General features: G+C 69.2%; 18 protein-coding genes and 1 riboswitch. All 18 genes read left to right on the forward strand.

All coding sequences use genetic code 11. From position 1 onward, the window contains the following. The first annotated feature begins 25 nt into the window (after positions 1-25). The 18 genes from ACM26Y_RS24385 to ACM26Y_RS24470 all read left to right on the forward strand — a co-directional run bounded on the left by ACM26Y_RS24385 (position 26) and on the right by ACM26Y_RS24470 (position 19,422). Positions 26-1,057, forward strand: a complete 1,032-nt coding sequence (locus ACM26Y_RS24385) for a sulfate ABC transporter substrate-binding protein (RefSeq protein ID WP_416062187.1) — start codon at positions 26-28, stop codon at positions 1,055-1,057. Between the two features lie 46 nt (positions 1,058-1,103). Further along, positions 1,104-1,946 carry a sulfate ABC transporter permease subunit CysT gene (gene cysT, locus ACM26Y_RS24390; protein WP_416063746.1) on the forward strand — a complete coding sequence of 281 codons (843 nt, stop codon included), beginning with the start codon at positions 1,104-1,106 and terminating at the stop codon, positions 1,944-1,946. Then, the gene (gene cysW / locus ACM26Y_RS24395; RefSeq protein WP_010594194.1) at positions 1,943-2,749 is read left to right on the forward strand and encodes a sulfate ABC transporter permease subunit CysW; all 807 of its coding nucleotides are present in this window, start codon (positions 1,943-1,945) and stop codon (positions 2,747-2,749) included. Before cysT ends, cysW begins: the two co-directional genes overlap by 4 nt. Further along, positions 2,746-3,753: a sulfate/molybdate ABC transporter ATP-binding protein gene (locus ACM26Y_RS24400; protein ID WP_416062188.1), complete on the forward strand. Its 1,008-nt coding sequence runs from the start codon at positions 2,746-2,748 to the stop codon at positions 3,751-3,753. Before cysW ends, ACM26Y_RS24400 begins: the two co-directional genes overlap by 4 nt. A gap of 278 nt (positions 3,754-4,031) precedes the next feature. Further along, the gene (locus tag ACM26Y_RS24405; protein ID WP_416062189.1) at positions 4,032-5,003 is read left to right on the forward strand and encodes an amino acid ABC transporter permease; all 972 of its coding nucleotides are present in this window, start codon (positions 4,032-4,034) and stop codon (positions 5,001-5,003) included. After that, on the forward strand, positions 5,000-5,782 hold the full coding sequence (locus ACM26Y_RS24410; RefSeq protein ID WP_416062190.1) for an amino acid ABC transporter ATP-binding protein: 783 nt from the start codon (positions 5,000-5,002) through the stop codon (positions 5,780-5,782). The genes ACM26Y_RS24405 and ACM26Y_RS24410 overlap by 4 nt, the downstream gene beginning before the upstream one ends. A 17-nt stretch (positions 5,783-5,799) precedes the next feature. Then, the gene (locus ACM26Y_RS24415) at positions 5,800-6,774 is read left to right on the forward strand and encodes an ABC transporter substrate-binding protein (protein ID WP_416062191.1); all 975 of its coding nucleotides are present in this window, start codon (positions 5,800-5,802) and stop codon (positions 6,772-6,774) included. Positions 6,775-6,802: 28 nt separating this feature from the next. Continuing rightward, entirely contained in the window at positions 6,803-7,933 is a 1,131-nt protein-coding gene (locus tag ACM26Y_RS24420; protein WP_416062192.1) for an FAD-dependent oxidoreductase, read from the forward strand. Further along, positions 7,930-8,433 carry a GNAT family N-acetyltransferase gene (locus tag ACM26Y_RS24425; RefSeq protein ID WP_054371826.1) on the forward strand — a complete coding sequence of 168 codons (504 nt, stop codon included), beginning with the start codon at positions 7,930-7,932 and terminating at the stop codon, positions 8,431-8,433. Before ACM26Y_RS24420 ends, ACM26Y_RS24425 begins: the two co-directional genes overlap by 4 nt. 368 nt (positions 8,434-8,801) lie before the next feature. Further along, complete coding sequence (locus tag ACM26Y_RS24430) at positions 8,802-10,046, forward strand: LLM class flavin-dependent oxidoreductase (RefSeq protein WP_416062193.1); 1,245 nt, start codon at positions 8,802-8,804, stop codon at positions 10,044-10,046. Beyond that, positions 10,043-11,401 carry an NtaA/DmoA family FMN-dependent monooxygenase gene (locus ACM26Y_RS24435; protein ID WP_416062194.1) on the forward strand — a complete coding sequence of 453 codons (1,359 nt, stop codon included), beginning with the start codon at positions 10,043-10,045 and terminating at the stop codon, positions 11,399-11,401. The genes ACM26Y_RS24430 and ACM26Y_RS24435 overlap by 4 nt, the downstream gene beginning before the upstream one ends. A gap of 12 nt (positions 11,402-11,413) precedes the next feature. Next, the gene (locus tag ACM26Y_RS24440) at positions 11,414-12,220 is read left to right on the forward strand and encodes an MFS transporter (protein WP_416062195.1); all 807 of its coding nucleotides are present in this window, start codon (positions 11,414-11,416) and stop codon (positions 12,218-12,220) included. Beyond that, positions 12,202-12,834 carry an MFS transporter gene (locus tag ACM26Y_RS24445; RefSeq protein WP_416062196.1) on the forward strand — a complete coding sequence of 211 codons (633 nt, stop codon included), beginning with the start codon at positions 12,202-12,204 and terminating at the stop codon, positions 12,832-12,834. Before ACM26Y_RS24440 ends, ACM26Y_RS24445 begins: the two co-directional genes overlap by 19 nt. A gap of 45 nt (positions 12,835-12,879) precedes the next feature. Beyond that, positions 12,880-12,974: riboswitch (SAM riboswitch) on the forward strand. A gap of 204 nt (positions 12,975-13,178) precedes the next feature. Continuing rightward, complete coding sequence (locus tag ACM26Y_RS24450; RefSeq protein ID WP_054371823.1) at positions 13,179-14,810, forward strand: ABC transporter substrate-binding protein; 1,632 nt, start codon at positions 13,179-13,181, stop codon at positions 14,808-14,810. Positions 14,811-14,813: 3 nt separating this feature from the next. Then, complete coding sequence (locus ACM26Y_RS24455; RefSeq protein ID WP_416062197.1) at positions 14,814-15,845, forward strand: ABC transporter permease; 1,032 nt, start codon at positions 14,814-14,816, stop codon at positions 15,843-15,845. After that, positions 15,838-16,731 carry an ABC transporter permease gene (locus ACM26Y_RS24460; protein ID WP_054371821.1) on the forward strand — a complete coding sequence of 298 codons (894 nt, stop codon included), beginning with the start codon at positions 15,838-15,840 and terminating at the stop codon, positions 16,729-16,731. The genes ACM26Y_RS24455 and ACM26Y_RS24460 overlap by 8 nt, the downstream gene beginning before the upstream one ends. Continuing rightward, positions 16,728-18,329 (forward strand): dipeptide ABC transporter ATP-binding protein, encoded by a 1,602-nt coding sequence (locus tag ACM26Y_RS24465; RefSeq protein ID WP_416062198.1) that lies wholly within the window; start codon positions 16,728-16,730, stop codon positions 18,327-18,329. Before ACM26Y_RS24460 ends, ACM26Y_RS24465 begins: the two co-directional genes overlap by 4 nt. Next, a complete protein-coding gene (locus ACM26Y_RS24470; RefSeq protein WP_416062199.1) occupies positions 18,319-19,422 on the forward strand; it encodes an LLM class flavin-dependent oxidoreductase in 1,104 nt (367 codons plus the stop codon). The genes ACM26Y_RS24465 and ACM26Y_RS24470 overlap by 11 nt, the downstream gene beginning before the upstream one ends. Positions 19,423-19,430: the final 8 nt, after the last annotated feature.

The following is a 19,430-nucleotide window of genomic DNA, read 5'->3' on the forward strand; positions in this document are numbered from 1 at the left end:
ACTCCTGCAGGAAAGGCATCACCTCATGAAGAGACGTTCGGGTCTGTTCGTCACCGCCCTCGCCGCCCTCGGCGCGACCGTGCTGACCGCGTGCTCCGGCGGATCCAGCGACACCGTGGGCGGAGGTGAGAGCAGCGGCGACGGCTCCGGCGGCACGATCAACCTGTACGCGTACGCCGTGCCGAAGCCCGGATTCGACAAGCTGATCCCCGCCTTCCAGGCCACCGAGGAGGGTGCGGGCGTCGAGTTCCAGCAGTCCTACGGCGCCTCCGGCGATCAGTCCCGGAAGGTCAAGGACGGCGCAGAGGCGGACTTCGTCAACTTCTCCGTCGAGCCGGACATCACCCGTCTCGTCGACGCCGGGCTCGTCGAGGCCGATTGGAACTCCGTTCCGTACAACGGAATTCCCTTCGGGTCGGTGGTGACGATCGTGGTGCGCGAGGGCAACCCCAAAAACATCACCGACTGGGACGACCTGCTCCAGCCCGGCCTCGAGGTCGTCACGCCCAACCCGTTCAGTTCCGGCTCGGCCAAGTGGAACCTGCTCGCCCCCTACGCGGCGAAGAGCGACGGCGGCGCGAACCCGCAGGCGGGTCTGGACTACGTCACCACACTCGTGAACGAGCACGTCAAGATCCAGCCCAAGTCCGGTCGCGAGGCCACCGAGGCGTTCCTGCAGGGCTCCGGCGACGTGCTGCTCAGCTACGAGAACGAGGCGCTGTTCATCGAGCGCAACGGCGACCCGGTCGAGCACGTCACCCCACCCACCACCTTCAAGATCGAGAATCCGGCTGCAGTGCTCACGAATTCGAAGAACGCCGAGAAGGCACGGGCGTTCGCGGACTTCCTCTACACCCCGCAGGCACAGCGCCTGTGGGCGGAGGCGGGCTTCCGGCCCGTCGACCCTGCGGTGGCGGAGGAGTTCGCGGCCGACTTCCCGCAGCCGGCGAAGCTGTGGACGATCGCGGACCTGGGCGGCTGGAAGGCTGTCGACGAGCAGCTGTTCAAGGCCGAGACCGGCTCGATCGCCGTGATCTACGACAACGCCACGAAGTAGAGCCCGGACAGTGAGTATCACCGACAGCGCCACCGGGGTGGGACCGATGCCGGCTCCCGCCCCGGCGCCGCGCCGCCGCACTCCGCTGCGCGCAGCCACCGGCACGGTCGGACCGCTCGGCATCGGAGTGTCCGTGCTGTGGCTGTCCGTCATCGTTCTGTTGCCGCTCGCGGCGCTGACCGCCGACGCGTTCGCCGACGGCCCGAGTGGCTTCTGGAACGCCGTCACCGCCCCGGCCGCGCTGGCGACGCTGCGGATCACCGTGGTCGTCTCCGCGATCGTCGCGGTCGTCAACGTGGTCATGGGCACCCTCATCGCGTGGGTACTGGTGCGCGACGAGTTCCCGGGCAAGAAGTTCGTCAATGCCCTGATCGACCTGCCCTTCGCGCTGCCCACCATCGTGGCGAGCATCGTGCTCCTGGCGCTGTACGGGCCGGAGAGCCCGATCGGGATCCATCTCAACGCCTCCCAGCCGGGGCTCGTCGTCGCGCTGGCATTCGTGACGCTGCCGTTCGTGGTGCGTTCGGTGCAGCCGGTGCTCCTCGAAGCGGACCGAGAGGTGGAAGAGGCCGCGGCGTCCCTCGGCGCGAACAACCTGACCGTCTTCCGGTCCGTGGTACTGCCCGTGCTGACCCCGGCTGTCGTCAGCGGTGCCGGGCTCGCGTTCGCCCGCGCCCTCGGCGAATACGGATCGATCGTGCTCATCGGCGGCAACATCCCGTACGAGACCCAGGTGGCGTCGCAGTACATCCAGCAGCAGATCGAGATCGACCGCCCGGTGAACGCTGCCGCGGTGTCCGTGGCGCTGCTGCTCATCGCCTTCGTCGTGCTGTTCGTGCTGCGCCTGGCAGCCGGACGCAGACTGCGCCGGGAGGAGGAGGACCGATGAAGGTCTCCCCGTGGACGCGAATCTCGCTGCGGACGATCGCACTCGGCTACCTGTTGGTCCTGCTGCTCGTTCCGATCGGGGTGATCCTCTACCGCACATTCGAGAACGGTGTGGGTGCGTTCCTCCAGTCGATCAGCACGCCCGCGGCGATCTCGGCGTTGAACCTGTCGCTGCTGATCGTCGCCATCGTGGTGCCCGTCAACGTCGTGTTCGGTGTCGTCGTCGCACTTGCGCTCGTGCGCGGCCGGTTCCGCGGTCGCGGGCTGCTGCAAGCCGTGGTGGACCTACCGTTCGCCGTCTCACCGATCGTCGTCGGTGTCGCCCTGATCATGCTGTGGGGTGCCGGCGGGTGGTTCGGAGGTGTCGAATCCCTCGGATTCAAGGTGATATTCGGGCTACCCGGCATGGTGATCGCGACGATCTTCGTCACCTTGCCGTTCGTCGTGCGCGAGGTCGAACCGGTGCTCCACGAGATCGGCCAGGAACAGGAGCAGGCCGCTGCGACACTCGGCGCGAACGGCTGGCAGACGTTCCGGCGCATCACCCTGCCCTCGATCCGGTGGGGCCTGACGTACGGCGTGGTCCTCACTGTCGCCCGCGCGCTCGGCGAGTTCGGGGCCGTCATCATGGTCTCGTCCGGCTTCCCCGGCGTGTCCCAGACCCTGACGTTGCTGGTGCACTCCCGCTACATCGACGACCACAACACCTTCGGCGCCTACTGCGCCGCGACCCTGCTCATGGCCATCGCCGTGATCGTGCTGCTGCTGATGACCCTGCTCGACCGCAAGAGGAGTACCAGATGATCACCGTCACGGGCGCACGAAAGAACTACGGCGACTTCGCGGCCCTCGACGACGTCGACATCGAGATCCCGTCCGGATCGCTCACCGCGCTGCTCGGACCCTCCGGCTCGGGTAAGTCGACGCTGCTGCGGTCCATCGCCGGACTGGAAACCCTCGATGACGGCATCGTGCGCATCGGCGGCGACGACGTGACCGGCGTGACCCCGCAGAAGCGGGACATCGGTTTCGTCTTCCAGCACTACGCGGCGTTCAAGCACATGACCGTCCGCGAGAACGTCGCGTTCGGATTGAAGATCCGTAAGCGGCCCAAGACCGAAATCAGCCGTCGCGTCGACGAACTGCTCGGCATCGTCGGGCTCGACGGGTTCCAGCAACGCTATCCGGCACAGCTGTCCGGCGGCCAGCGCCAGCGCATGGCCCTGGCCCGCGCCCTCGCCGTCGATCCCAAGGTGCTGCTGCTCGACGAACCGTTCGGCGCGCTCGACGCCAAGGTGCGCGCCGACCTGCGCACGTGGCTGCGGCGCTTGCACGACGAGGTGCACGTGACCACCGTGCTGGTCACCCATGATCAGGAGGAAGCGCTCGACGTCGCCGACCGAATCGCCGTGATGAACCGGGGCCGCATCGAGCAGGTCGGAACCCCGCAGGACCTGTACGACCGGCCCGCGAACGATTTCGTGATGTCGTTCCTGGGCAATGTCTCCAAGCTGAACGGAAAGCTGGTGCGGCCGCACGACATCCGTCTCGGCCGCGAATTCGATTCGGCCCGGGACGCGGACGCCACCGGGTCCGTGGGTGTCACCCGCGCGACGGTGGAGCGGGTCGTGCACCTCGGGTTCGAGGTCCGCGTCGAGCTGCGCAACTCCGCGACCGGTGAGGACTTCACCGCGCAGGTCACCCGCGGTGACGCACGCGCTCTCGGTCTCGCACCCGGCGAGACCGTCTATGCACGCGCGACCGAGGAACCGGCGCTGCCGGAGACGACGCGGGTGCCGATCGGCTAGCCCCACGCCCGCCCACCGCTGCTGCACACGACCGAATGTCACACGGGTTCGAGTAGATCGAACCCGTGTGACATTCGGTCGTTCAGGGGTGCAGTATCCCGCGGACTGCTCGGGTCCGGAGCCGGGTTCGAATCAATCGGATCGGAATCCGTGACGAGCAGGACCCCGCCGGGCGAGAGTGGTGTCCACGCGCCCCGCCCTCCCGGTGTGCACGCCGATCACTCACCCGAGATCCGTGAAAGGTACTACCCGATGAACGCTTTCCCCGGTGGGTCGGCGTGAGCGCGCCGACCGGGATCCGTCCCGCGCCGGCGAGCACCGCCGAGCCCGACGACGCAGGGTTGGTCGTCGCCCCCGCCCGCCACCCGCTGCGCTGGCTGGTCGCCGCCCTCGCCCTCGTCCTGGTGGCGCAGTTCGTGCACGGCCTGGCTACCAACCCGGGCTGGGACTGGGCGACGTTCGCTCGGTACTTCACCGCACAGTCCGTGCTCTCGGCCCTGGTGGTGACCATCGAACTCACCGTGTGGGGAACGGTTCTCGGATTCGGGCTCGGCGTGCTGCTCGCCGTCGGCAGGCTGTCGAGGAATCCCGTCCTGCAGGTGATCTCCTGGGTGTACATCTGGGCATTCCGATCCATCCCGCTCATCGTGCAGCTGCTGTTCTGGTTCAATATCGCGTACCTGTACCGAACGCTGTCGCTGGGTGTCCCGTTCGGACCGTCGTTCTTCGAGTTCGAGGTCACCGGCGTGATCTCCGGCTTCACCGCCGCGGTGATCGGCCTGGCGCTGCATCAGGCCGCCTACTCGGCGGAGATCATCCGCGCCGGCGTCATCTCCGTGGACCACGGCCAGATCGAAGCGGCGCAGGCGCTGGGCATCCCTCGTCGCCGGCAGTTCTTCAAGATCGTTCTGCCGCAGGCCATGCGATCGATTCTGCCCAACGCCGCCAACGAGGTCATCAGCCTGTTCAAGGGCACCTCGATCGTCTCCACGATGGCGATCGCCGAGCTGTTCTACCAGGTGCAGGTCGTCTTCGGCCGCAACGGCCGGGTCGTGCCCCTGCTCATGGTGGCCACCGTCTGGTACATCGTGCTCACCACCGCATTGTCGATCGTCCAGTACTACGTGGAGCGGCACTACGCGCGCGGCTCGTCCCGCGCCCTCCCGCTCACCCCCTGGCAGAAGACCGTCGGCAAGTTCCGCGAGATCCGTGACTCGGGTATCGCCGCACCCCGGGGAGCCACCCGATGACCACGCCGGTCGACCCCACCACGTATGCCGTCGACGTCCGGGGCGTGCACAAGTCGTTCGGATCCCTCGAGGTCCTGAGGGGTGTGGACCTGAAAGTCCGCAAGGGCGAGGTCACGGTGATCCTCGGCCCCTCCGGCTCCGGCAAGTCCACCCTGCTGCGCACCCTCAACCACCTCGAGAAGGTCGACCGCGGCACGGTCCGTATCGACGGCGAACTCGTCGGCTACCGCCGCCGGGGCGGCAAGCTGCACGAGTTGCGAGAGAAGGACATCCTCCGTCAACGGTCGCGTATCGGATTCGTGTTCCAGAACTTCAACCTCTTCCCGCACCTGACCGTGCTCGAGAACGTGGTCGAGGCGCCGATCTCCGCGCAGCGCCGCGACCGCACCGAGGTCGAGACGCTCGCCCGGGAACTGCTCGACCGGGTCGGTGTCGGCGACAAGATCCACGACTACCCCAAACAGCTGTCCGGTGGGCAGCAGCAGCGCGTCGCCATCGCCCGCGCACTCGCGCTGCGCCCGGCCGTGATCCTGTTCGACGAGCCGACCTCCGCGCTCGACCCCGAACTGGTCGGCGAGGTGCTCGAGGTGATCCGCGACCTGGCCCGCGACGGCGCGACCCTCGTGATCGTCACCCACGAGATCGGCTTCGCGCGTGAGGTTGCCGACACCGTCGTGTTCATGGACGGCGGCGTCGTCGTCGAACAGGGGCCGCCCGCGCAGGTTCTCGACCGACCCACCCAGGAACGCACCCGCGCCTTCCTGTCCAAAGTCCTCTGAAGTCCTCCCGAAAGGCAATGATGTCCGCGTTCACCCGACGCACGAGGCTGGTCGCCTCGGCCCTGACCGCCGTCGCCCTGCTGTCGGTCGCCGCCTGCAGCTCCGGCAGCGGCACCGACGAGCCCGACGCGGCCACCTCTTCCGGCTACAACCTCACCGCCGACCAGAACCGCATCACCACCGACTCCGTACCCGAAATCGCCGCCAAGGTCCCGCAGTCCATCCGCGACCGCGGCACTCTCATCGTCACAGGGTCCGCCGGCACCGCACCCCCGCTGCGGTTCTATGCCGACGACGACAAGACCATCATCGGGTCCGAGACCGACTTCGCACATCTCCTCGGCGACGTTCTCGACCTCGACGTCGAGCTCACCGCCGCGGACTGGGCACAGAACTTCGTGCGCGTCGACTCCGGTGAAGCGGACGTGTTCATCTCCAATGTCACCGTCACGGAGGAACGCAAGGAGAAGTACGACTTCTCCACCTACCGTCTCGACAACCTCGCCTTCGAGGTGAAGAAGGACAGCGGGATCGAGGTGAAGGATCCGAAGGATGTCGCGGGTCTGAAAGTCGGCGTGAGCTCCGGCACCAACCAGGAGGCGCTGCTCGTCGAGTGGAACGAGCAGAACGTCGCCGCGGGCCTCGAGCCCACCGAAATCCTCTACTTCCAGAACGCCACCGACTACTACCTCGCACTCGGCTCCGGCCGCATCGACGCCTACTTCGGACCCAATCCGTCCGCGTCGTTCCACGTCATCCAGGCCGGGGAGACCGAGATCGCCGGCACGTTCTCCGGCGCGGGTGCGGACCTGCAGGGCGAGATCGCGGTCCTGACCAAGAAGGACAACGGCCTGATCGAGGCGATCAACGAGGCGCTCAACCACGTCATCGAGAACGGCACCTACCAGCAGGTGCTCGACCGATGGGGTATCGCGAACGAGGCCGTCGCGACCTCGGTGATCAATCCTCCGGGCCTGCCGAAGAAGCAGTAGCCGGACGACAGCCAGGGGAGGGACAGCAATGAGTCAGGTGGAGCGCCGGGCCGACATCGTGATCGTCGGGGGCGGCGTCATCGGGTCGGCGGCGGCGTGGCGCCTGGCCGCCCGCGGGAAGGCGGTGATCCTGCTCGAACAGTTCGAGCCGGGTCACCGTCGCGGCGCCTCGCACGGCAGTTCCCGCATCTACCGGCAGGCCTACGACGGCGAGTTCTACACGGCCCTCGCCGGCCGTGCCCTGCCGCTCTGGCGGCACCTGCAGGACACCACGGGCACGGAGGTACTGACCCTCACCGGCGCGGTCGACCACGGACTGCCCGCCGTCGTCGAGGCACGTGCCCAGTCGCTGGCCGTCCTCGGCGTCCGGCACGAGGTCCTCGAGCCGCGCGCCGCGGAACGTCGTTGGCCGGGAATACGTTTCGACACAACCGTCGTGCATCATCCCGAGGCGGGACGGCTGCACGCCGACCGGGCGGTCGCCGCATTCCAGGAGGCCGCGGCGCAGGCCGGGGCCGACATACGGCACAGGACCGTGGTCGAAAGCCTGCACAGTCACGGAAACGGCGTCGACGTGGTCACCCCGGACGCGGTGGTGCGCGCCCGGCACGTCGTCGTCGCGGCCGGCGCGTGGTCGCACCGGTTGCTCACCCGGGCTTCGGATCCAGCGCCTCTCCTCCCAGCGATGCGCACCACGCAGGAGCAGCCCGCACACTTCGTTCCCGTCACGGGGCCCGACTGGCCGAGCTTCGTGCATCACCCTGGCGCGTTGCTCACGACGGCCGGCATCTACGGGCTCGGCTCCGAGGAGGGCATCAAGATCGGCGAGCACGGCACCGGACCCGAAGTGACGCCCGAGACGAGAACCTTCCGGGTCGACCCCGCCGGCGTCGCGCGGCTCGCCACCTACGCTGCCCGATGGCTGCCCGGCGTCGACCCGGGCAGCGCCGTGGCCGACACCTGCCTGTACACCAGCACACCCGACAGCAACTTCGTCGTGGACCGCATCGGCGCCGTCGTCGTGGCCGCGGGCTTCTCCGGGCACGGCTTCAAGTTCGCCCCCGCGATCGGCGAGCTGATCGCAGGTCTCGTCGAGGGCACGACCGTCGCACCGGAGCCGTTCCGGTTCGGCACCCGCGAGGCGGTGACCGCGCGATGACCACCGCCCGCCACATCCAGGTCTGCACCGTGCGGCAGGACGACCCGCTGGCCGCCCCGCTGCTCGCCGAACTCGCCGTCGAATACAGCACCCGCTACGAACGTCCGCTCGACGAGCAGATCCATACCCTCACCACCCACCCGGCCGACGAGTTCGCCGAACCCGACGGCACGTTGCTGGTGCTCGTCGAGGACGGCGAACCTGTCGCCGGTGGCGCGTTCCGGCGCTACGACGCGACCACCGCTGAGCTCAAGCGCATTTGGACGTCGAAAAAGCACCGGCGGCGCGGACTCGGCAGACTCGTGCTGGAGGAACTCGAGGCCGAGGCGGCCCGGAGGGGGTACGCCCGCATCTACCTGACCACTGGGTGGCGTCAACCCGAGGCAGTCGCGCTGTACCTGGCCGCGGGATACACCGCCCTGTTCGATCCCGGCCGACCGGCCGAGGAGATCGGGCCGCACCCCTTCGAGAAGATGCTGATCCGGTTGCGGACGGACTGAACCGCGCCGAGCGGCTCGAGGCAATGCACGAATCGGACGTCCACAGCCGTCGCGACGGGTGTGGACGTCCGATTCTCGTGTGGTTGGCTGCGGCGCGGTCTCCTCCGCCGCAAGTCTTTTCGTTCACGGTGAGTGCAACGGTTCAGGAACCGGGGCCGTGCGTCCTATCCTCGGCGGGAACCATCAAGAGCGACCGAGAAACCCTGATCGCCCGCCGGCTCGGTCCCCGGCCCGAAATCCTCCCATCAGGCCCGGCAGCATCGCGAGCCCGCGGTGCTGCCGGTGCGTCCCGCGGCCGGACACCCCGGTGGCCGGACACCCGTGTGACGCCACCGATCCCCGCCGCACACCGCCCAGGAGTCTCGCCGATGACCTCGACAGCACCCGTCCACCTCGCCGTCGCTCTCGACGGCGCCGGCTGGCATCCCGCCGCCTGGCGTGAAGAGAATTCCCGTCCCGACGAATTGAGCTCGTCCGTGTACTGGACCGATCTCGTCACCACGGCAGAGCGTGGACTGCTGGACTTCGTCACGATCGAGGATTCCCTTGCCGTACCGTCGAACCCGTACACGAGTGAGGACCCCGACGCGGTGGACCGGGTACGGGTCCGGCTCGATGCGCACCTGATCGCCGCGCGGGTTGCACCGTCGACCCGGCACATCGGGCTGATCCCGACGATCACCACCACGCACACCGAACCGTTCCACGTGTCCAAGGCGCTGGCCACCCTCGACTACACATCGCACGGCCGCGCCGGCTGGCAGGTCAAGGTGTCCTCCTCCGCGCAGGAGGCCGCACACTTCGGCCGGCGCGACATCCCCGGACTCGACAAGCGCAACCGGCAGGCGCTCGCCGAGAATCGCCTGCCCGAGTTCGTCCACGACCTGTTCGACGAGGCCGCCGACGCCGTCGAGGTCGTTCGGCGGCTATGGGACAGCTGGGAGGACGATGCGGAGCTCCGCGACGTGAGGACGCGACGGTTCATCGACCGCGACAAGCTGCACTACATCGACTTCGAAGGCCGGTTCTTCCACGTTCGGGGGCCGTCGATCACCCCCCGACCGCCGCAGGGACAGCCGGTGGTCGCACTGCTGGCCCACCGCGACCTTCCGTACGAACTGGCTTCGCGGCAGGCAGATCTGGTGTTCGTCACCCCGTCGGACACCCGCCGTGTGCGTGACCTCGTCGACGAGGTCACGGCGGCGGGCGTGCGGGTCGGGCGGGTCGGTGAACCGCTGCGGGTGTATGCGGACCTCGTGGTCTTCCTCGACACACCGCGCGAGAGCGGAGCCGAGCGGCTCCGGCGTCTCGACGCACTCGCGGGCAGCGCCTTCGACTCGGATGCACTCGTGTTCACCGGGTCGGCGGCCGAACTCGCCGACCGGATCGGTGAGTGGCGTCGACAGGGTATCGACGGCTTCCGGCTCCGACCCGGGGTGGCAGTCGACGACCTCGACGTCATCGTCGACGTGCTCGTCCCGATCCTGCAACAGCGCGAGTTGTTCCGCTCCGAATACCCCGGCACGTCCCTGCGCGGACTTCTGGATCTGTCGACCGACGTTCCCAACCGCTACGCCGTCACCACGGCCGGAACCGAAGGACACGACCGATGAGCACACGCAAGCAGGTCATCCTCGGGGCCTACCTCGGCGGTGTCAATCACCACACCGCATGGTGGGATCCCCGGGCAGGCAGCCAGATCGAGTTCTCGACCTTCGAGCACACCGCCCGTACCGCCGAGCGCGGCAAGTTCGACTTCTTCTTCCTCGCCGAGGGCCTCGTGCTGCGCGAGCGCGCGGGCCGGATCTTCGATCAGGACATCATCGGCCGGCCCGACACCTTCACGGTCCTCGCGTCGCTGGCCGCCGTCACGGACCACCTCGGCCTGGCCGCCACCATCAACGCGACCTTCAACGAGCCGTACGAGCTGGCTCGGCAGATCGCCTCTCTCGATCACCTCTCCGGCGGCCGGGCCGCGTGGAACGTGGTCACCTCCTTCGATGCCTTCACCGGGCGCAACTTCCGCCGCGGCGGCTTCCTGGATCGCTCCCAACGGTACGAGCGCGCGGACGAGAACCTGACGCTCATCCGTCAACTCTGGGATTCGTGGCGTAGCGACGACATCGTCGCCGACAAGGCCGGCGGCCGGTTCCTGCGTCGACCCGACGCCGGCACCTTCGCATACCACGGCAACCACTTCGACGTGCACGGCAGGTTCACGGTTCCGCGCAGCCCCCAAGGACGCCCGGTGATCCTCCAGGCCGGGGTGTCCCCGCAGGGCCGGGACTTCGCTGCCGCGAACGCCGATGCCATCTTCTCCCCGTACGGGAAACTGCCCGAGGCCACGGATTTCTACCGAGATGTCAAGGCCCGGGCGATCGCTGCCGGCCGCTCCGCCGACGACATCAAGATCCTGCCGTCGGCGAGCTTCGTGATCGGGGACACCGAGGCCGAGGCCGTCGAGAAGTACCACGAGATCCGTAACCAGCAGGTCACCGGGCAGACCGCCCTGATCCTGCTCGAGCAGATCTGGAATCGGGATCTGTCCGAATACGATCCGGAGGGCCCGCTGCCGGACATCGATCCCGACCCCGACGCCGAGTCGATCATCCAGGGACGGGCCTTCGTCCACCAGGACCGGTTCGAGACCGTCGCACGGCTCCGCGCGATCGCGGAGGAGAAGAAGCTGACCCTGCGAGAGGTCGTGATCGACCAGTTCGAGCGCGGACCCCTCGTCGGTACCGCGGCACGGATCGCCGAGCAGATCGACGCCTTCGTGCAGAACGACGGCTCAGACGGGTTCATCCTCGGATCCCACCTCGTGCCCTGGGGACTCGACGACTTCGTCGACGAGGTGGTGCCCCTGCTACAGGACCGTGGTGTCCTCCGCGCCGAGTACACCGGAACCACGCTGCGGCACAACCTCGGGCTGCGGGTACCGGCCGATCCGGTGGCGGTCGGCGGTTAGCCCCCCTCCCGCGTGACACTCACCGATCGGGCGCAGACGCCCCAACAGACGACGTCGGTGGTGCCGGTCTGTGCGGCCGCCGGCTTCACCACCCTGCTCGATTCGTCGGTGCTGAACGTCGGCCTCCCCGCCCTGCGGACCGGTCTCGACGCGGGCGTTTCACAGGTGCAGTGGATCCTGGCCGCATACTCGCTCAGCTTCGGTCTTGCGCTGGTCCCGGCAGGCCGGCTCGGCGATGTGGCCGGCCGGCGGCGGCTGTTCCTCGCGGGCATGACCCTCTTCGCGGTCATGGGAGTGTGCGGAGCTGTCGCGTCCGACCCCTGGACGGTCGTCGCCGCACGGGCCGGTCAGGGGGCCGGGGCCGGCCTGATCAGCGCGCAGGTGCTCGGGATCCTGGCCGAGAACTACACCGGCCCGGCGCGCGCTCGGGCACTGGCCGCCTACAGCACCGCCGGGGGCCTCGCCGGGCTGTGCGGTCCGCTCGTCGGGGGGCTGGTGCTCGGCGCTGCGTCCGGGGAGTACGGGTGGCGCGTTCTGCTGATTCTCAACGTGCCGTGCGCACTCGTCACACTCGTGCTGGCTGCACGCCGCCTGCCCCCGGATCGGGGACGACCGTCGGCCCGCAGCGGGGTCGATGCCGGGGCCTCGCACTCCTCGCGGCGGCCACGACGCTGGTCATGCTGCCCGTGGTCTCCGATCCGGGTCCGGTGGGTGCGGTGTTCGTCGTCGGGGGAGCGGCGGTCTCACTCGCCACCTTCCTGTGGTGGGAACGCCGTGTCGCCGCGCGCGGCGGCAAGCCCGTGCTGCTTCCCGAACTGACCGGATCCGGCGGATACGTCCTCGGCACCTTGGTCGCACTGTTCTGGTTCGGTGCGGTGCTGTCCCTGAACACCGTCGTGAGCCTGTATCTCATCGAGGGGCGCGGCTATGCCGCTGTCCAAGCAGCCGCCGTGCTGTCCGCCGCTGCCGCCGCGATGGCCGTCGCCTCTGCCATGGGGTGGCGGGTCGCCGCGCGATACGGCCGGGTGACGGTCGTCGTGGTGGTGGCAGCCGAGATCGCCGTCGTCGGTGGCTACGCCGCCGCTGTGCAGCACGAGGCCACGATGCCGGTGTTCGTGGCGCTGGCCGCTCTGTCGGGCCTCTCGGGTGGATTCGTGGATGCACCCAACCGGGCGCTGACGCTCGAGTCGTCACCGGAGGGCGGTCACGGTGTCGCGGCCGGGTTCCTGCAACTGTCACAGCGGTTGTCCGCGACGGTCGCCCTCGCCGCGGTGTCCGGCCTGTATCTGTCGGCGCTGGCGACGGACGGGGACGACTTCGCCGGTGCCGCGTCGGCCGGCCTCGCGGTGTGCGCCGCCATGCTCTCGGTGTCGCTGCTCTGTGCGCTCGCCGACCGGCGCCGTCGTGCCGGCGTCGGGTTTCGATCACTGTGAGCGAAAGGGTTCTCCGAACTCGTTCGCAACGCGTACGGTCACCGGGAACCATCCAGAGCGACCGAGAGACCCGGCTCGAGGACGTCGCAGCAACCCCCTGCCACCGCAGGTGAGGGTGCTACCGCCGGGAACGATGGAGGAGAAGACATGGCAGGCGAGGGGTTCGTGGGTGCGTGGGCGCGCCTGCACGTCGACCTGTGCCGTCAGTGCTCGGGCCTCTGTCGCCCACGGTCCTGTCGCGCCTGAGCGGCGCCTTCCAGTCGAAGAACTACGACCGTCTGCCCGGCCGGTGGCATCGCGAAGCGCGGTGCCACCGGCGCCTCACGAGATCATGGAGTTCCCCGGTGCCTGTTCCGTTCACCTCTGCCGCCCGACGTCGCGCCGTCGCGGGCGCCACCGCCGCAATCCTCGCCGGTGGGCTCGCCGCGTGCGGCACCGACACGGCGGGCACTTCCTCCGGTGGCGGCACCCCGCAGCCCGGCGGCACCCTGCGCTACGGCCTGTCCCAGGCCCCCACGTGTGCCGATCCCGCGCAGGCCGGCAGCAACCAGACCATCTACGTCACCCGTCAAATCGTCGACTCGCTCACCGATCAGGACCCCGGGACCGGTGAACTGAAGCCGTGGCTCGCCGAAAGCTGGGAGGTGAACGGGAACGCCTCGGCGTTCACGTTCCGGCTGAAGGACGGCGTGACATTCAGTGACGGCACCCCGTTCACCGCGGAGTCGGTGAAGAAGAACTTCGACGCGATCGTCCAGACCCTCACCGGCGCCAAGGCAGCGCTGGCGGCGAGCTACCTGTCGGGGTACACCGGCACCACGGTGCTCGATCCGCTCACCGCCCAGGTGTCCTTCGCCGGTCCGAACGCGCAGTTCCTGCAGGCGTCGTCGACGCTGCAGCTCGGCTTCCTGTCCGACAGCGACGTCGCGAAGTCCGCGGAGGAACGCTGCGCCGGCAACCTGTCCGGCACCGGTCCCTTCGTCTACGAGGACTACCAGCAGGACAAGTCCGCCACGCTGGTCAAGCGCACCGGATACGCGTGGGGATCCGACGTGTTCGCGCACGACGGCGAGGCCTACCTCGATCGCATCGAGTTCACGATCGTCCCGGAGTCCGGTGTACGCACCGGCAGCCTCGCATCCGGCCAGCTCGACGCGATCAGCGATGCGCTGCCGCAGGACGCTTCCCAGATCGAAGGCAGCGGCGGACGGATCCTCACCACACCGAACCCGGGTGTTCCGTTCGGTTTCCAGCCGAACGTCACCCGTGGCGTCCTGACCGATCCGGCGGTGCGCGCCGCGATCGTGCCGGCCCTCGACCGCCAGGAACTCGTCGACACCGTCCTCGGCCCTGATTTCCGGCCCGCGACCAGCACCCTCGCCTCCCGCACCCCTGGCTACGTCGCGCTCGACGACGTCGCCTACGACCCGGAGAAGGCGAAGTCGATCCTCGACGCCGCCGGCTGGGTTCCCGGCCCGGACGGCATCCGTGCCAAGGACGGCAACCGCCTGTCCTTCTCGGTGTTGTTCAGTTCGGTGTTCGCCGGCAACCAGGCAATCCTCGAGCTCGTGCAGCAGCAGCTGCGCGGGGTCGGTATCGACCTGCAGCTCGACCTGGTCTCCACCCCGGAAGCCACTGCCCGGCAGGGTGCGAAGGACTTCGACGCCACCTACTACAACAGCACGCGCGCCGACGGCGACATCCTGCGCACCACGTTCGGACTCGACGGGCGCAACCTCAACAACCGCGGCCCGATCCCGGCACTGGACGAGGTCCTGTCTGCGCAGCTGCGCACCACCGACCCGGCCGAACGCGGCGAGCTGAGCGAGCAGGCACAGCAGCTCGTCCTCGACAACGGCCTGTGGCTGCCGACCGTGGAGCTGTCCCAGGCCATCGGTGCGGCGGGGGCGGTGCAGGACCTGAAGTTCGAGGCCTCCGCCCGGTTGCAGTTCTTCGACACCTGGCTGAGCGAGTAGACCATGGCCAGGTATCTCGGCTCCCGGCTCGTGCAGGCGCTGCTGGTGCTGTGGGCGGCGTTCACCGTCTCGTTCGGCGTGCTGTACCTGCTGCCGTCCGACCCGGTGAGCATCGCGGTCGACGGCGCCGGCAGCGGCACACCGGTGGATGCGGCCGCTGTCGCGCAACTGCAGGAGCGGTACGGGCTCGACCGGCCGTTGTCGGGGCAGTACCTCACTGCGCTGAGCAACGCCGTCCGGGGGGACTTCGGCATCTCGATCGTCACGGGACAACCCGTGACCGAAGCGATCGCCGCCGCCGTACCCAGCACCCTGGCCCTGGCCGCGGTCGCCCTGGCGCTCGCCGTGCTCCTCGGCACCTCGATCGCGTTCGTCGCCACGTACACGCGCGCCCGGTGGCTGCGCAGCACGCTGTTCTCACTGCCGCCGCTCGGTGTCGCGGTTCCGACCTTCTGGGTGGGACTGCTTCTGCTCCAGCTCTTCTCGTTCCGGATGAAGCTGCTTCCGGCATTCGGCGACCAGGGCATCGAGCATCTGGTGCTGCCCGCGATCACCCTCGCGCTCCCCACCGGGGCGGTGATCGCGCAGGTCCTCGCCGCGAGCCTGCAGACCACATGGCGGCAACCGTTCGTCGAAGCAGCTCGCGCCAAGGGCGCGTCCCGGTGGCGCATCCAGACCCGGCACACACTGCGGCTGTCCAGCATCCCCGCATTCACCATCGCCGGGGTGACGGTCGGCAACCTGTTGGCGGGGTCCGTGGTCGTCGAGACGGTGTTCTCCCGCGCCGGTGTCGGTCGACTGACCCAGACTTCGGTTCTGGCGCAGGATATTCCCGTAGTCCAGGGCATCGTGGTCTTCAGCGCGGTGATCTTCGTGCTCGTCAACCTCGCGGTGGACCTGGTCTATCCGCTCATCGATCCGCGCATCGCCGACGGCCGTCGCGGCGGCGGTTCGCCCTCGCATCCGACGCCCGCCGAGTTGACCACCGAACTCACCGGCTTCGCGGTGGAGGAGGAGAGGAAGGCTCATGTCTGACGTCCTGATCCGGGAACCGGTCGCCGCATCCGCGCAGGCCGCGGCCGGGCCACACGGACCGTCCCGGCTCCGGGGAGCGACGAGCGCCCTGCGCCGCTACGGGATTCTCGTGGTCTCGACGACTGTGCTGTTCCTCGCCGTCGGCTTCGCTCTGTTCCCTTCGGTCTTCGCGTCCGGTGATCCGCTGCAGGGCGTCCCGGCCGACAAGTTGCAGGGGCCGTCCGCGGCGCACTGGTTCGGCACCGACAACATCGGGCGCGACGTGTACACCCGGGTCGTGCACGGTGCGGGCCTGTCCCTGACCGCGACGCTCGTCGCCGTCGGAATCGCTCTCGTCGTCGGCTCGCTCGTCGGGTTGCTCTCCGGTGCGGTCGGCGGAGCGGTCGACGGGCTACTCATGCGGGTCGTCGATGTTCTGCTGTCCATCCCCGCACTGCTGCTGTCCCTGGCGCTCGTCACCGCCCTCGGATTCGGCACCATGAACGTGGCGATCGCGGTCGGCGTCGGGCTCGTCGCGAACTTCGCCCGCGTCATGCGGTCGGAGGTCCTGCGCGTGCGCCGCGCCCTGTACGTCGAGGCGGCGTTCGCATGCGGTGCCCGCTGGCACACCGTCCTGCGCCGGCACGTGCTGCGCAACTCGTACGCCCCCGTCGTCGCGCTCGCGGCGGTCGAGTTCGGCATGGCCGTGCTCGCCGTGTCGTCGCTGAGCTTCCTCGGCTTCGGCGCGGTGCCGCCCACCCCGGAATGGGGATCGTTGATCTCCGAAGGCAGGAACTACCTGGCCACTGCCTGGTGGATGACGACACTGCCCGGCCTGGTCATCGTGGCGGTCGTCCTGTCGGCGCACCGCCTCGGTCACGCCATCGAAGAACGGAGCACTCGATGACCGCGCCCCTGCTGGACGTACGCGACCTGCGGGTCGAGTACGGCAGCCGTCGCGACCCGGTCACCGCGGTGGACGGAGTCGGCTTCACGCTTTCCCGGGGTGAGGTCGTCGCGGTGGTCGGCGAGTCCGGTTCCGGCAAGTCGACGACCGCACATGCGATCCTCGGCCTGCTGTCGGGTAGCGGCCGGATCACCGGCGGTACCGTCACGTTCGACGGGCAGCGACTGGACTCCCTGCCCGAACGCGCCTTCGAGAAGGTGCGCGGTGCCCGCATCGGACTCGTGCCACAGGACCCCACCACGTCCCTGAACCCGGTCGTCCGCATCGGTGACCAGGTCGCCGAGGTCCTGCGTATCCACGGTCTCGCCGACCGGCGCACCGCGAAGATCGACGCGCGGCGCATCCTCGCGGAAGCCGGGCTCGACGATCCCGAACTCCGTGCCAGGCAGTACCCGCAGGACCTGTCCGGCGGGCAGCGGCAGCGCGTGCTCATAGGCATCGCGCTCGCATGCCGGCCGGACCTCGTCGTCGCCGACGAACCGACCAGCGCCCTCGACGTCACCGTGCAGCGGCGCATCCTCGACCACCTCGACAGCCGCATCGCCGAGACCGGTACCGCGGTCCTGCTCATCACCCACGACCTCGGCGTCGCCGCCGACCGCGCCGACCGCATCGTCGTGATGAGCCAGGGCCGGATCGTCGAGGCCGGCCCGGCCCGGCAGATCCTCGAGAACCCCCGGCACGAGTACACCCGGGCGCTCGTCGCCGCCGCACCGAGCCTCGCCGGCACCGCGGCCCGGCCCGGCCGCGGACCCACGGAACCCCTGCTCACTGTGTCCGGGGTCTCGAGGACCTTCCGCATCGACCGGCGCACGTCGCTCGAGGCGGTCCGCGACGTCTCCTTCTCGGTTCCGCGCGGTCGCACCCTGTCCCTGGTCGGCGAGTCCGGTTCCGGCAAGTCCACGGTGTCCCGCATCGCGATCCGACTGGAATCCGCCACCTCCGGGCAGGTCCGGTTCGACGGGCGGGACATCACCGCACTGCGCGGCCGGGACCTGCGCGAGCTCCGCCGCCGGGTGCAGATCGTCCACCAGAACCCCTATGCGGCCCTCAATCCCAAGCTCCGCATCCGCGACGTCGTCGCCGAACCGCTCGAAGCCTTCGGCATCGGCACGAAAAGCGAGCGCGCCGAACGTGTTGCGGAGCTGCTCGGGCAGGTGGCGCTGAGCACAGCACACCTCGAGCGCAGACCCGCGGAACTGTCCGGCGGACAACGACAGCGCGTTGCGATCGCCCGCGCGCTCGCGCTGCACCCGGAACTCCTCGTGCTCGACGAGCCCGTCTCCGCGCTCGACGTGTCGGTCCAGGCGCAGATCCTCGACCTGCTCGCCCGACTGCAGGACGAGCTGGGGCTGAGCTACCTGTTCATCTCCCACGATCTTGCCGTGGTCCGGCAGATCAGCGACACCGTCGCGGTGATGCGGTCCGGCGAAATCGTCGAATCGGGAACCACCGCAGAGATTTTCGACACGCCACAGCACGAGTACACGAAACTGCTGCTCGATGCCATTCCAGGAAAGGTTGGGCATGCCCGATAGTTCACAGTTGTTGCTCGCCCTCGAATTCAGCGGAACCGGCACGCATCCGCATTCGTGGCGTCGCACGGATTCCCGCGCGGAGGACGTGTTCACCGCCCGCTACTGGGCGGATCTCGTGGGCCGTGCGGACCGTGCCGGCGTCGACCTGGCCTTCATCCCGGACTCGTTCGGTATCGACTCCGGTGCAGACACCGTGCGCGGCCGGCTCGAAGCGGTCGGCGTCGCCGCGCGCCTGTCCGCCGTCACCGCGCGGATCGGGCTGATCCCCACCGCGACGGTGACCCACACGGAACCGTTCCACGTGGCCAAGGCCGTACAAACCCTCGACCACACCACGGCCGGTCGTGCGGGGTGGCAGGTCGCCGTCTCGGAGGGCGAGGACCGGGCCGCCCTGTTCGGCCGCAAGGGCACCCAGGACACCGGCTCACTGTGGGCCGAGGCCGCCGAAGCCGCCGAGGTCGCGGCCCGCCTGTGGGACAGCTGGGAGGACGACGCCGAGATCCGCGACGTCGCCACCGGCCGGTTCGTCGACCGGGACAAGCTGCACTACATCGACTTCGTCGGCGAGCACTTCTCCGTCAAAGGTCCGTCGATCACGCCCCGGTCACCCCAGGGCCGGCCCCTCGTCGCGGTTGCGGTAGCGGACGAGAAGTCGTTCGAGTTCGCCTCGGAACGGGCCGATCTCGTGCGTATCGAGGCCGCCGACCTCAGGTCCGCCGCGAACCTGGTCGAGCGCCTGCGCGCGCAGGCCGGTGATCGGCGACCGGCGGTGCTGCTCGACATCGACGTGCTGCTCGCCGCGGACGACGTCACCGCCGCCGCGGACCTGGCCCAGCTCGAGAACTGGGCCGGCGCTGCCTACACGCCGGAGTCGCTGTTCTACCTCGGCGGCCCGGCCGGGCTGCTCGCACTCCTCGGGGACGTGGACGGCCTGGACGGCGTGGTGCTACGTCCGCTGGCCCTCGCCGGTACGGTCGCGGCGCTCACCGAACGGGTCCTGCCGGTGTTGCGGCCACAGGTCCCGACGTCCACCGGAACCCTGCGGGACCGTCTCGGCCTGCCGCGCCCCGCCAACCGCTACGCCACCGCCTGAGGAGGACG

It is taken from the genome of Rhodococcus indonesiensis, assembly GCF_047782815.1.
Lineage (GTDB): Bacteria > Actinomycetota > Actinomycetes > Mycobacteriales > Mycobacteriaceae > Rhodococcus > Rhodococcus indonesiensis.

Coding starts and splice junctions, on each gene's coding strand:
- ACM26Y_RS24415 (WP_416062191.1), top strand. CDS start 5,800: ATGATGTCCGCGTTCACCCGACGCACGAGGCTGGTCGCCTCGGCCCTG.
- ACM26Y_RS24410 (WP_416062190.1), top strand. CDS start 5,000: ATGACCACGCCGGTCGACCCCACCACGTATGCCGTCGACGTCCGGGGC.
- ACM26Y_RS24470 (WP_416062199.1), top strand. CDS start 18,319: ATGCCCGATAGTTCACAGTTGTTGCTCGCCCTCGAATTCAGCGGAACC.
- cysW (WP_010594194.1), top strand. CDS start 1,943: ATGAAGGTCTCCCCGTGGACGCGAATCTCGCTGCGGACGATCGCACTC.
- ACM26Y_RS24455 (WP_416062197.1), top strand. CDS start 14,814: ATGGCCAGGTATCTCGGCTCCCGGCTCGTGCAGGCGCTGCTGGTGCTG.
- ACM26Y_RS24420 (WP_416062192.1), top strand. CDS start 6,803: ATGAGTCAGGTGGAGCGCCGGGCCGACATCGTGATCGTCGGGGGCGGC.
- ACM26Y_RS24465 (WP_416062198.1), top strand. CDS start 16,728: ATGACCGCGCCCCTGCTGGACGTACGCGACCTGCGGGTCGAGTACGGC.
- ACM26Y_RS24400 (WP_416062188.1), top strand. CDS start 2,746: ATGATCACCGTCACGGGCGCACGAAAGAACTACGGCGACTTCGCGGCC.
- ACM26Y_RS24385 (WP_416062187.1), top strand. CDS start 26: ATGAAGAGACGTTCGGGTCTGTTCGTCACCGCCCTCGCCGCCCTCGGC.
- ACM26Y_RS24435 (WP_416062194.1), top strand. CDS start 10,043: ATGAGCACACGCAAGCAGGTCATCCTCGGGGCCTACCTCGGCGGTGTC.
- ACM26Y_RS24460 (WP_054371821.1), top strand. CDS start 15,838: ATGTCTGACGTCCTGATCCGGGAACCGGTCGCCGCATCCGCGCAGGCC.
- cysT (WP_416063746.1), top strand. CDS start 1,104: ATGCCGGCTCCCGCCCCGGCGCCGCGCCGCCGCACTCCGCTGCGCGCA.
- ACM26Y_RS24430 (WP_416062193.1), top strand. CDS start 8,802: ATGACCTCGACAGCACCCGTCCACCTCGCCGTCGCTCTCGACGGCGCC.
- ACM26Y_RS24425 (WP_054371826.1), top strand. CDS start 7,930: ATGACCACCGCCCGCCACATCCAGGTCTGCACCGTGCGGCAGGACGAC.